Here is an 11,995-nt window from a genome sequence, read left to right as displayed (position 1 = left end):
CCTCCTAATAGCGGTCTATGCGGAACGGGGTCATATCGAGGGATGGTTTGAGCCCGGTCACCATATCGGCGATCACCAGCGCTGTCGTTGCCGAAAAGGTCAGGCCGAGATGGCCGTGGCCGGTCGCATAGAAGACGCCCGGCATCTTCGACGAGGGCGAAATGATCGGGATCGTATCGGGCAGCGCCGGACGATGACCCATCCACTCCGTCGTCTCCTCGACCTTCAGGCCGGGCAGCGCGCGCTGGGCATGGCGCACCAGCACTCGCGGACGGCGGAAATCGGGCGCGGCATCGAGACCGGCGAGCTCGACATTGCCGCCGACACGAATGCCGCCCGCCGTCGGCGTCACCATGAAGGCGCGATGCGGCCAGATCACCGAATAGCGCATGGAGATGCCGGGCTTCATGATCTGCGTGTGATAGCCGCGCTCGGTTTCGAGCGGGATCGGCTCGCCGAGCTTTTCGGCAAGAAAACGGGTGTGGACCCCGGCGGCAAGCACCACCGAGCCGGCCTCGATCCGCTTGCCATCCTCGAGGAGAACGACGGCGGTGCCATCGCCCCTGCGCTCGATATTCCGCACAGTGCCGGAGACGAAGGTCGCGCCTGCAGCTTTTGCTGCGTCGGCGAGTTTCACCACGAGCTTGTAGGGGTCGCGGATCGACTTGTTGTCGGGAAGCAGCACGGCTTTGGCGATCGCCGGCGACAGCGTGGGTTCGTAATATTGGATGGCGCCGTTGCTCAAAACCTCGAATTCGAGGCCGTAGCGCTGCATCATGGCGAGATGGCCGCGATCGGCGGCAAATTCCGCCTCCGTCTCGTAGATCGCCAGACATCCTTCCTCGGTCATCAATTCGGGTGCGCCGATCGCCTCGAGCATCTGCCTGAAATCGCAGAGCGCGCGGTTAGACAGGCTCATGCCGGCATCCTCGATCTCTCGGAGACGCGAGGGCCGGCCGGCGGCGAGGAAGCGCAGGAACCAGGGCAGCATTCTGGCTGCATAGGAGGGACGCAGCCAGACCGGGCCTTCGGGATCGAGCAGCCAGCCGGGGATCTTCTTCCAGGTCGAAGGGCCGGAGCCGGCGGCAAAATCGAGCGCGATGCTCGCCATATTGCCGAAAGAGGTGCCGCGTCCCGGCTCGCCCTTGTCGATCAGCGTCACATCAAGGCCGCGCCGCTGCAGCTCGAAAGCGATCGAAGCGCCGATCACGCCCGCGCCGACGACAGCCACGCTCTTCTTCATCTCATCCGCCATGCCATCAACCCATCGCACGGCAGACAGAAGTGCCGTCGTGAATCTGATATATCACATCAAGATGCGATGCCTAGAGATGTCTTTGTTTTTCGTAATTCCGAAACGAAAACCGCTGTGCACTTTTGCTGGAATTGCTCTGTGGAATTTTTACTGGTTTTCCGGCAGGCCGGCGCCGACGCTGTCGCCGACCGAACCGACGGTGTTATTCATCGACTGGCCGAGACGCTTCAGCTGGGCGTCGTAATTGCGCCGGGTGCGCGGATCGAAGATCGCAATCGGCGTGCTGACGGCAACACTGACCGCACTTCCGGCAGTCTGGGCAGCGCCCATTGCCACCGCGCCGACGGCCTCGCCGAGACCGACATTGGAATCGGTGATCGTCTGGCCGGCAATCAGCCGGTCGCCGATCAGCTTCACCACTTCAGGGCTTTCGGCGAACTTGCCGTGGTTCAGCCGGTCGCCGCCCTTGAGCTTGGTGAGGTCGAGCACGGTGATGCCGGCCGCCTCAAGCTTGCTGCGATAGGGTTCGACGGAGGGATCGATCTGGCCGAGCCGGTCGACATTGCCGGAGATGCGCCGCGACAGCGCCAGAGCCCGGTCGTCCTGCGAGACGAAGATGGTGAAGTGCGGTCGTTCCTTGCCGAGGCTGGCGAACTGGCGGCCGAAGACATCGACATCGAGATCCGGCGAGGCAAGGATGACATTGTTGATCTTCGGTGCGACGTGGCCGTTGCGGATCGCCATCTGCCTGAGCGCTTCGACGGTAAGCCAGGTGCCCATCGAATGCGCCATGATGGTGATGTCGCTGACCGCCGGATTGGCGGCGGTGCGGGTCAGCAGCTCCTCCAGCGCGTCGCGGGAATAATTGGTGCTTTCCTTGTCGTAATTATAATCGAAGATGCTGCCGCGCGACGGCCAGGTGAAGACGACGGGGGCGACGTCGGCATGCGAATCGTGGACGATCTGCGCGAAGCGGTAAACGGCGTCCTCATAACGGTTGTTGAAGCCGTGCACAAAGACGAGCACGCGGCGGCTCTTCGGCATATGGGTCTTCAGCCAGGTCTCGCCGGCCCGCTCGCCTTCCAGGGGATCGACCGAAACGGTGACGAAATTGCGCAACGGATCGGCCGGCAAGCGGCTTGGCCATTGCACCTGGCCGGCCTTGCGATTGGCTTCCGGCGGGATCGAGACGTCGACGGCATTGACGGCGAGGCCAGTACCGCGTTCGCCGGAGAAAAGCACGGCGGGATTGTCGTCGGCAGCGCGCGTCGTGGCGACGAGAAGATCGACCTTGGAGGTGCCCGGAGCGACGGTGCCGGCCGCCTGCATGACACCGACCGGCCTGCCGCCGCAGCCGGCGAGCACCATCGTTGCAACCAGAAGACCTGTCAGGGCCGCGCGCGAGGCGCGCCTTTTGCCGATCATGACCAAACTCCAATCGGTTCACGCACCGGACAGGCGGCGCCCGTTCAAATAGTCCAACGAGGCTTGCCGAGTCAAACCGCGGGAGGTGGACAAGAGCTTTCCTGTGAGAACCGCTGCGCGCTTTTACTGGAATTGCTCCTGAAACTTTCGGCTGTCCGCGGCGTTTTGCCCGATCACATTCAATCGATGGATCAGGGTGATGAAGTTGCTCGCGATCACAGGCTTGTCGTCATTGATGCTGATGCCGTCTCTCGGCTCGACGGAGCCGCTTGGCGAGGCCGATATCCGCCGCGACATCATCGGCAAGACGGTCTATCTCTCCACACCGCTCGGCGGTGAACTGCCGCTGATCTTCCGCTCTTCCGGCAAGGTCGACGGCGACGGCCAGGCGATCGGTCTCGGCCGCTATGTCAAACCCAGCGATACCGGCCAATGGTGGATCGATGCCAACCGCCTCTGCCAGAAATTCCAGAGCTGGAACAAGGGTAAGCCGATGTGCTTCGAACTCGAGCGCGCCGGCGCCAACAAGGTCAAATGGACCCGGGACAACGGCAAGACCGGTGTTGCCCGCATCGGCAATTGATCGATTTCGATTTGGGAGAAAGAGACTTGGGTAAAGAAAAAAGCCCGACGCGGGAGGAGGTGCGCCGGGCTCTTGATCCTGACTGACAACTGGGAGGAGGAGTGTTGTCAGTCCGATGTAAGAGCGCTGGGAGGAGGAGTGCGCTGCTTACGAAGATAATAATAGCCAATTCTTTTGATTCGGAATAGCGAAAATACCGCAATGCAGCAATGCGCTAGACGCAAGGCTTGCCCTCAAAATAACAGGTCGCCGCCTCATTTTACAGCATGTTTGACCGGATGGTCAAAATTATGCCGAAAATTTGGAGCCTCGGCTTGGGGACCCGCCCCGCATCCGGCCGCCGGCAGGCCGACGGCGTTTCGCGCTTTCATCGCGACACGCGTGCGTCAGACCGCTGACAAAGTCGGATAACCTCTCCGTCGTCATGCTCGGGCCTGTCCCGAGCATCTGCGGCCGGTTGATATGTAGCAGATCCTCGGCACAAGGCCGAGGATGACGCCGCGTTTCGAATGAAGCTTTTCAACAAAACGACAGCCGCACGCCGACTGCGCCGGTTGTTCGTGATCTGTCTCGTCAAGCAGCCTTGAAGACCTTGCTGCCTTCGGCGTCGAGGGCGGAGAATTCCTCGTTCGAGAGGGTGATGTCGACGGCCGCGACGTTTTCTTCCAGATGCTTGACCTTGGAGGTGCCGGGGATCGGCAGCATGACCGGGCTGCGCTTCAGCACCCAGGCGAGCGCGATCTGGCTTGGTGCCGCATTGTGCTTTTTGGCGATCGTATCGAGCAGCGAGCCCGGCTTGGCGAGGTCGCCGGCGGCCAGCGGATACCATGGGATGAAGCCGATATTGTGCTTGGCGCAATAGTCGAGCACGTCCTCGCTGGTGCGGTCGACGAGATTGTAGCGGTTCTGGACGGTCGCGACCTTGAAGTGCTTCGAAGCGGCCTCGATGTCGGCAACCGACACTTCGCTCAGACCCGCATGGCGGATGAGGCCGGTATCGAGCAGCGATTTGATCGCATCGAACTGCTCCTTGGCCGGCACCTTCTGATCGATCCTGTGCAGCTGCCAGAGATCGATCTGCTCGAGCCCAAGATTGCGCAGGCTCTTATGCGCCTGCTGGATCAGATATTCGGGACGGCCGACGGGCAGCCAGATATCGGGGCCGTGGCGGGTCAGGCCGCCCTTGGTGGCAACGACAGACTTGCCGCCATAGGGATGCAGCGCTTCCTTGATCAGCCATTCGGAGACATCGGGGCCGTAGGAATCGGCCGTATCGATGAAATTGACCCCGAGTTCCGGCAGGCGCTTCAGCGTGCGGATGGATTCGGCATGATCGGAAGGCTCGCCCCAGATGCCCTTGCCGGTGACGCGCATGGCGCCGAAACCAAGACGATTGATCTCGATATCGCCGCCGATCTTAAAGGTGCCTGACTTTGCTGCGTTGTAACTGGACATGGTCTTTCCTCTCTTATCAATCAATCATTGAAATCGGTGGAACGGTCGGAGGCGGTTGAACAGCGGCGGCACGGATGCCGAGGCTTTCGGAGATGCCTTCGAGCGCGAATGTCTGCCTGATCGAAAGCGATGCCCGGCATGATGATGATCCGCCGATCGGGGGGATCATCAGAATGTGGCCGCTGCGACGCTTGCAGATATAGGATGGCCCGGTTCCGATAACAGGGCCTGATTGACGGGGATGGGTGGAAACATCGACATCGAGCTGATGTCGGAAGTGCGCACGGAGGCTTAGGCGGGGCCGCGTCAACGCCTGGTCTTTGCCTCTTCGCCGAATTCCGCCAGCATCTTCCAAAGGTCGGCGAAAATCTCCCGGGCGAAATCCTGCGGCGAAGCACTTGGCGGGCGCTGCTGCCAGAGCTCCGCCCCGACGCGCAGCGCACCGATGACGATGGCCGCAAGGACGCGCATGCGGGGCCGCTCAAGCGGATCATCTCCCTTGCGCAGAAGCAGCGCCTCGGCGAGCTTCTGTTCGAGCTTGGCGTATTTCAGCTGGTCGCGGGCCTTCAGCGCCGGCGTGCGATGGATGAGATCCCCAAGCGCCAGACCAGGCTCGTCGACGGCCGCGATGACGGTTGCGGTGATCGCCGCCTCGACCGCGGTGACGGAGGATTCGTCCGTCGGCCTTGCGGCGATTGCCGCCATCAGGCGATCGGCGAAGGCATCCTGCCAGGCGAAAACCACCTCTTCCTTGGAGGGGAAATAATCGAAGAAACTGCGCTTGGAGACATCTGCCGCTTCGGTGATGTCCTCGATCGTCGTGGCCTCGAAACCGCGCTGCAGAAAGAGGGTCATCGCAGCGTTTTCGATGCGCGCGCGCGTCTGCCGCCGCTTGCGTTCCCGCCTGCCTTCCGTGGTCTCCGTCCGCTTCTTCTCAGCCATTCCGGCCCGGTATCATCGTTCAGCCGCCGGTTTCGTTGGAAAAGGCGGCGACATCGTCGATGTCAGCCACGCTCTCGCGATAGCTGAAGCGCTCGCGTGACAGCTCCAGCGGCTTGCGGCGCGAAATCCGGTAGACCGAGGCCGGCGGCAAGTTGCGCACCGTGCCGCCGATGCGCACCGCCTTCAGACCGAGACGGTCAAGGATCGGCCGCGGCACCGGGCAGCGCGGACCATAGGTAAACTGATAGACTGCGCCGCCCGGGCGCATATAGGCGAAGGCACCGGCCAGGATCGAGGCGATCTTGCGCGGCGACATGGAGAGCAGCGGCAGCCCACTGACAACCGCGCCGACCGGTTCGCCTTCGAAAATATCGGCATGGGCGAGATGGGCGGCATCCATCTGCAACACACGGGCCGTTGGAAAACGCGCCTGCAGCGATGAGATGAACTCCGGACCGTACTCGATCAGGGTCAGATCCTCTTCACTCACGCCGCGCGCCAGCAGCGCCCGGGTGAAGACGCCGGTTCCCGGGCCAAGCTCGATGATCGGCCCGTCGAGTGCGGCAATTTCACTGGTCATGATCCTGGCAAGCGAATCCCCCGACGGCGCGATGGCCGCGACCCGAAGCGGGTTGCTGACCCAGGAGCGGAAAAAATGCAGGAAATCGGAGCATGCGGCCTTTGCAGTCATGACTATCCCACCTGTCTGAAATTCGTTTGATTATGAAAAGCGACCATCGCGGCGAGCATGGCAATTCCAAGGCAGAGGCGTCAATCGCTGGACGCTGCGGCTTTTCGCAACACCCACTCACCAGTTTGCCTAAATTTGTACTTATTGCATTTTTGCATTCAGCGCAACATTTTCCAAGCTGAACAATCTATCCAGCGCAACCAGTCACCCCGCATACGAAAGGGCGACCCCGAGGCCGCCCCTTCAGCCCAACGCGGGCTGCTCATGATCGCGAAAACGCCGAGCGTCTCGTCAGTAGTTGCAGCTGGAGCCGCTCCCCGGGTTGAAGCCGAGCTTGCAATCCCTCTTGAGGGGCTTCTTTGGGTTCATCATGTAAGGCGTCGAGCCCGGGGTTTCCGAGGCTCGATCGCCAATCGAACCGGTTGTGCGCGTGTCGTGCCGCACCGTGGTTTCTTGTTGGGCAACCGGACGCTGGGCTGCACCCTGCTCTGTCGCGCTCGACTGGAGGGGAGCTGCCGTGGCCGAGACCGCCGAGAGGCCGAGGATTGCGCCGAAGGCAGCGGCCATCAGGCCGTGCTTGAATGTCGTGGTCATAATCGTCTCCTTGGGAGGATTCATGGAATTTACGCCCCGGAGTTAGGAAGGCGATCTGTCACAAACTACGGTGCCAAAGCAGAGGTCACGGATATGTGAGCAGCGGCTCGATCAAGAAAAAGGCGGCTCATCGCCGCCTCTTTCATTTGCCGGCTCAATAGCCGTTGTCACAGGGCATGCTGCCGGGACCGATCGATCCGGAAAACGTAGGGTTGCACATTTCCGGAGCTGCCGGCCTGTTCACCGGCTGGCGGACGATGGAGCCCGTAGTTCCGGCCTCGACGCCGAAGGCGGCAAGGGGATACCAGTAGCCATCGGAGTGGCGGCGGGTGCCGGGGCGCTCTGTGCGGAAGCCCTGATAGCCATGCCAGGACCCGGCATGTGGTTTATATTGCACCATTTTTACGTCCGAGACAGCGGGCGGCCGAGCCGGCTGAACGGGTGCTGCCTGCGCGGGGATGATCGACGTGAGGGCGAGAAGGGCGCCGAGCGCGGCGGTGGATGGGCCAAGTCTGAACATCTTCATGATAAACCCTCCTTATGGATTTATCTCGGGAAAATGCCTTTCAGACGAGCCGAGTTCCATGGCTCACACGCAATTCCAAAACTCGTGATTGCAGGCGATCCGGCGTGACTGAATCGCCGAAAAACGTGAAAAGTCGCGATCAGGAAAGGGCTCGAACGGCGCTGATGACGAAACGTGAATTCTCTGTTCTCAATTCGCGTATAATGTCCGGTAACCTTGGCCGGAGAGGCATGCGACATATTGGCGATGGGCGGCAGCGCGCGCGCTGGTTTCGGCTTCCAGCTCATCCGCCCCGGCATAGCCGGTCAGTTGGGCGCGCAGCTGATACTGCTTCCTCGCCTCGTCATACATGGCGTTGCCGTCGGTCATACAAAGGCCGTGCGCAACGACCGGCGGATTGACCGGCACGCCGACCGCCAGGAGCACGGGATCATTGGCATGGTCGATGCAGCCGGCAAGGGCCGTCATCATCGCCAGGGCAGCCAGAGCCCGAAAAATTCCCACCGTCATGCATTCCTCCGGCTGAAGCGCCTCTGAATCACCAGACCTGCGGATACATGCGCAAGGTTGCGCGAAACTAGGCAAACCGATCTTCGGGGCAAAAGCCGCTGCTTGCCTGCCAACTGCGGCCGGACGGGCAAGCAGCATATCCATTCTTGTCAGCCATGTGGGCTAAGAACGGCAGCGCCTCGAAAGTTTAAATATTGCTTAAATATTATATTAATGCTTACTTATAGTCGTAGACGCTAATCTTTTCGGGAGGGAAAGATTATGGCTTCGCCGTGGGTAAACGACGCGCTGTCGCACGCACAATCAGCTTTTTCCAGCAAGACAGACACAAATATCCTTGAGGTTGGAGGCGGCTCTCGCACGCATATCCCCTTGAAGGGAGCGAGATATACCGTTGTCGATATCTCCAAGGAGCAGCTGGAGAAGAACAAGGACGCCGCTGAGCGAATCCTCGGCGATGCTCAAACCATCGACTATGGAGATCGTCGCTTCGACGCCTGCGTCTTCTGGGACGTTCTCGAGCATTTGGAAAGCCCGCGCTCTGCCTTGTTGAGAGCCCATGACACCCTGTCTCCCGGTGGTCTGGTGTTCGTCAAGGGTCCGATCCTGAACTCAGCCAAGGGGATCTTTACCGATCTGACACCCTGGTGGACCCACGTCTTGTTCTATCGCTACGTGCTCAGGCAGAAAAACTCCGGAAAGCCGGGCTATGCCCCCTTCCGCGTCGAACATGCCGCGGAGGCATCCCATTCGGAGATTGCGGGGACATTAAAGGAACTCGGCATGGATGTCGTCTTCGTCGGCGAATATGTGTCGACACAGGTGCACGCGCTCAAGGACAGAATTCCCCCGCTTTATTGGCTTTATGAAGCTTTCGGCCTTCTGCTTCGCACCACTACGGCTGGGAAGATCGGAGGTCGGGAGACGGAGTTCCTGATAGTGGCAAAGTGCCTTCGACAGTAACTCCCCACCAGAATCTATATAGCACTTCGGAATCCCGAAATTGGTTGCGGCATTGAAATCATTCAGCGTTTTTCACTGTCGACAGCTCACGAAGCGCGGCGGATTTCGGGATCCCGAAGCGGGGGATTTCGGGATTCCGAAGTGGGATTTTTTTCTTCCTGCCGACGCGACCGCGTTTGTCGGCGGCAATCTTGCGGTCGGTCTCGGACCATTTCCGGCACCTTTCCGCCGTGCATCGCTTCCACTCATCGGTGGGTGGCGCGCCTTCATGGTTACCGACAAAAGTCAGCGTGAACCGGTTGGGATGCGCGACACCGCTGCCCGCCCGGCCGCGGCGAACTTTTATCAGCCCCTTATATTCGAGTTCATCGATCGCATCGGCCACATATTCCCCGGTCACGCCGTAAGATACGAACTGAGGGTGCGTCACGATCAGCTTGCCGTTTTCCAAGGCGGCGTGGGCTGTGTGCTCGATAACGATGCGGAAGAAGGCGCGGCAAGCATTCGCACTCAATGTGGTGAAGGCCGGGGATTCCAGCAACTGAACGGTGAACCATTGCCAGCGGAGGCTACCGTTATCCGTCCCGCTCGGCGGAGCGGTATGCTTGCGCACCATCGCCCGCGTCTTTCCCTGACTGGTTCGGCTTTTGTCGCGAGGGTTGAATTCCGCCATCAGCCCCTCGCCCCCGTCGCCGGCCGATCCTTCGGCAATCTGCCTGTGCTGCGAGACCGGCAATTCTGTTCATAAAGCGGCCGACGAACCGGGCTCGTCCCGGCGACCAACTCGCCGATAGGGAAAAATTTGCTCGACATCCGGCATTCCATGGTTGCAATCACGTGCAACCTGTTCGGTTGCGCCTGCTACGATCAGCGCCTGAATATCGAGGGTAGGAGCGCGATGCGAATGATCGGCATGAGGGAAAAGCGCGTGGTGGTTTGCGGCAAGCGGCTGCTGGCATTGATTTCGATCCTGCTGGGAAGCGCCGTTCAGGCTTTTTCCTGCGATCAGCCGGTCGTGATCTCGAATTGGTCCTTCTGTGCGACCGGCAATGTGAGCGCTGAGGGCGGCGCCGCTGATTGGAAAATCGTTCCCGCGTGGACTCGCAAGGACGCCATAAGCGCGTATTTCGGAAATGATCCGCGGCTTTTGGCAAACCACGGGCTTTGCAACGCCAAATTCCAGCGCGTCGTCCTCTGCCAGCCGGGATGGCAAACGGGCAACCCGGATGAGTGCTCATATCTGGTTTGCAGCGGCTATTACGCATCTTTGGTCGGGAAGGAAGAAAGGGAAGCCTATGAGAGAGACCACCCGACCGCTCAATAGTTTTTCGCTTCGCTGCCTTGGGGCAGAGACTGGGGCGGTCGATGAAAAGTGCTTAACCTTGATCTCCCGATCTCGATCTTGAAAACCTGAAGCAGTTTCGCGCAAAACGATTATCGTAGCGTCAGCACTACCCATTCTCTTCATCAGCCAATAAGCTCGCGGCCGGCAGCCGGAAGGCGCCCTACAACCTTCAATGTTCAGAGGCCCTGCCCGCATGACATCACTGTGCTGGAAGAGAATTGTCTGGTTTTGCGTTTGCCTCATACTCTCCCATCCGGCATGGTCCGCCGGCGGCATCGAGATCCCGGGCTACGCGCCAGCGACCGGCGTCGAGCGCAGCTACCGCGTTCAAAAAGCGACCGAGACCGATATGTCGTTCTGGTTCGACAAATCAGGCACCCCGCCGGTGACGGCGCGCGGCGCGTTTCGCCAGGCTATGACGGTCCTGTCGCGGGATGAAGACGGCATGCGGGTCCGCTGGTCCCTCAGCGCCGATTTGCCGGAAGGCATTGCGGGCCTTGCCGACAGCTATCAGATGAACCTGCTCTATCGTAATTCCCTCACAGCCTATGGTACCGCTACGCTCGAACTCGAAACCGACCTGAACGGCAACCCGCGCGATCTCTCCGGTGTCGATCAGATCGTGGCGCACATGCGGGAGGTGGCAGCCAATGGACCGGGTGGAGTTCCCGCGACACCACAAAGCGGGGTCTCTGACATCATCGCCAAGCTGGAGACAAACCCTCTTCAGATTGTTGCCGCCCTGGTGCCGGAGGCGCAACTGCTTGCCACGGGACAATCCTATCAGGCAGAGACCATGGGGATTGGTCAGGTCTCGGCGACCTCGCGGGACGAAGATTATGGCGGCGTCAGCGTGCCGGTGACGTCGACCTGGACCCTGGAATCCACCGACCCGTCCGCACGCACGGCAACCCTTTCCCTGTCGGAGGAAGCCGACGCCGCAGCGTTCAGCCAATCGCAGCAGCCGGCAATCGCAAATTTGATGACGGGCTTTGCCGAGCGGGCAAAGGGGCTCACAAGCGATCAGCTGGCTTCCGTCAAACGCGCCAGCAAGAACCGAAGCGTCGAGCTCGTGGTGTCCCTGAACGATGGTTCGACGCTCGAAGCGTCGGAGATCGTAACAGTTGAGGCAGGAGGGACAATATTGCGCACATATAGCCACATCCAACGCGAGGATATGCCGGCCAGCCTGCAGCTTCCCGCCGTACTGACGGCAAAAGACTTGCAGACGCCCGATTTGCACATCGAGCCGCTGCCATCAGCCAAGGCCGGGCCGGGCATCCTGGATGAGCTTTCCACACCGCCTGCTCCACCCACGGCATCGCAAGAAGCTGCCGTTGCTGCAGACGATGACGCGGCCAAGGCGATTGCGCCTGTCTCGCTTGAGGTGAAGAGTGCGGAGGTAACCCTGTCCCCCATGTCCTACGACCACGGCCTGAATATCGTGCTCACCCCGGAAAGCGCCGCCACATTCCGTGATTTCACGCAGGCGGTGTTGGGACGACAAACGCAGATGCTGATCAACGACAAGGTCGTCATGGAACCCTGGATGAGGGAGCAGATCATGGATGGTCGTATCGTTCTGGCGGGAACAGATAGGAAAGATCTGGAAGCGATGGCGGAACAGTTGAGGGTTCCCGGGGCCAAGATTCTCGTCCGTTTACGCCCATGATGGCGCCAGCTGTGTAGTCCGCATTCCCCTGGTG

The 11,995-nt window shown here is 60.5% G+C and carries 12 protein-coding genes and 1 pseudogene; 4 read left to right on the top strand and 9 right to left on the bottom strand.

Features of this window, described 5'->3' with window-relative positions:
• Positions 1–4 precede the first annotated feature (4 nt).
• Positions 5–1,255 carry an FAD-binding oxidoreductase gene (locus A6U98_RS05955; RefSeq protein WP_064648546.1) on the bottom strand — a complete coding sequence of 417 codons (1,251 nt, stop codon included), beginning with the start codon at positions 1,253–1,255 and terminating at the stop codon, positions 5–7.
• A 147-nt stretch (positions 1,256–1,402) separates the two neighbouring features.
• On the bottom strand, positions 1,403–2,680 hold the full coding sequence (locus tag A6U98_RS05950; RefSeq protein ID WP_064648544.1) for an alpha/beta hydrolase: 1,278 nt from the start codon (positions 2,678–2,680) through the stop codon (positions 1,403–1,405).
• A 199-nt stretch (positions 2,681–2,879) separates the two neighbouring features.
• On the opposite strand from A6U98_RS05950, the gene A6U98_RS05945 reads away from it, so the two are divergent.
• A complete protein-coding gene (locus tag A6U98_RS05945) occupies positions 2,880–3,263 on the top strand; it encodes a hypothetical protein (RefSeq protein ID WP_064648542.1) in 384 nt (127 codons plus the stop codon).
• A gap of 573 nt (positions 3,264–3,836) precedes the next feature.
• Here A6U98_RS05945 and A6U98_RS05940 read toward each other — a convergent pair.
• The 6 genes from A6U98_RS05940 to A6U98_RS05915 form a co-directional block, all read right to left on the bottom strand.
• A complete protein-coding gene (locus tag A6U98_RS05940; protein WP_064648540.1) occupies positions 3,837–4,718 on the bottom strand; it encodes an aldo/keto reductase in 882 nt (293 codons plus the stop codon).
• Between the two features lie 306 nt (positions 4,719–5,024).
• Complete coding sequence (locus A6U98_RS05935; RefSeq protein WP_064648538.1) at positions 5,025–5,660, bottom strand: TetR family transcriptional regulator; 636 nt, start codon at positions 5,658–5,660, stop codon at positions 5,025–5,027.
• A 19-nt stretch (positions 5,661–5,679) separates the two neighbouring features.
• The gene (locus A6U98_RS05930; RefSeq protein ID WP_064648536.1) at positions 5,680–6,351 is read right to left on the bottom strand and encodes a methyltransferase domain-containing protein; all 672 of its coding nucleotides are present in this window, start codon (positions 6,349–6,351) and stop codon (positions 5,680–5,682) included.
• A gap of 291 nt (positions 6,352–6,642) precedes the next feature.
• The gene (locus A6U98_RS05925; protein ID WP_064648534.1) at positions 6,643–6,945 is read right to left on the bottom strand and encodes a hypothetical protein; all 303 of its coding nucleotides are present in this window, start codon (positions 6,943–6,945) and stop codon (positions 6,643–6,645) included.
• A gap of 154 nt (positions 6,946–7,099) precedes the next feature.
• Positions 7,100–7,471 (bottom strand): hypothetical protein, encoded by a 372-nt coding sequence (locus tag A6U98_RS05920; RefSeq protein ID WP_064648532.1) that lies wholly within the window; start codon positions 7,469–7,471, stop codon positions 7,100–7,102.
• Positions 7,472–7,660: 189 nt separating this feature from the next.
• Positions 7,661–7,981, bottom strand: coding sequence for a hypothetical protein (locus A6U98_RS05915; RefSeq protein ID WP_064648530.1), 321 nt, complete (start codon positions 7,979–7,981; stop codon positions 7,661–7,663).
• 261 nt (positions 7,982–8,242) lie between these two features.
• Between A6U98_RS05915 and A6U98_RS05910 the strand changes: the two genes are divergently transcribed.
• Positions 8,243–8,944, top strand: a complete 702-nt coding sequence (locus A6U98_RS05910; RefSeq protein WP_064648528.1) for a class I SAM-dependent methyltransferase — start codon at positions 8,243–8,245, stop codon at positions 8,942–8,944.
• 86 nt (positions 8,945–9,030) lie between these two features.
• Here the strand turns inward: A6U98_RS05910 and A6U98_RS05905 are convergent.
• Positions 9,031–9,617 (bottom strand): annotated as a pseudogene (locus A6U98_RS05905) (hypothetical protein).
• 225 nt (positions 9,618–9,842) lie between these two features.
• Between A6U98_RS05905 and A6U98_RS05900 the strand changes: the two are divergent.
• On the top strand, positions 9,843–10,268 hold the full coding sequence (locus tag A6U98_RS05900; RefSeq protein ID WP_064648714.1) for a hypothetical protein: 426 nt from the start codon (positions 9,843–9,845) through the stop codon (positions 10,266–10,268).
• A gap of 214 nt (positions 10,269–10,482) precedes the next feature.
• Positions 10,483–11,961 (top strand): hypothetical protein, encoded by a 1,479-nt coding sequence (locus A6U98_RS05895; RefSeq protein WP_064648713.1) that lies wholly within the window; start codon positions 10,483–10,485, stop codon positions 11,959–11,961.
• Positions 11,962–11,995: the final 34 nt, after the last annotated feature.

Source organism: Rhizobium sp. WYCCWR10014, assembly GCF_001657485.1.
Classification (GTDB): domain Bacteria; phylum Pseudomonadota; class Alphaproteobacteria; order Rhizobiales; family Rhizobiaceae; genus Rhizobium.
The sequence above is the reverse complement of the archived record's forward strand: the minus strand, read 5'-3'. Positions and strand labels throughout refer to the sequence as shown.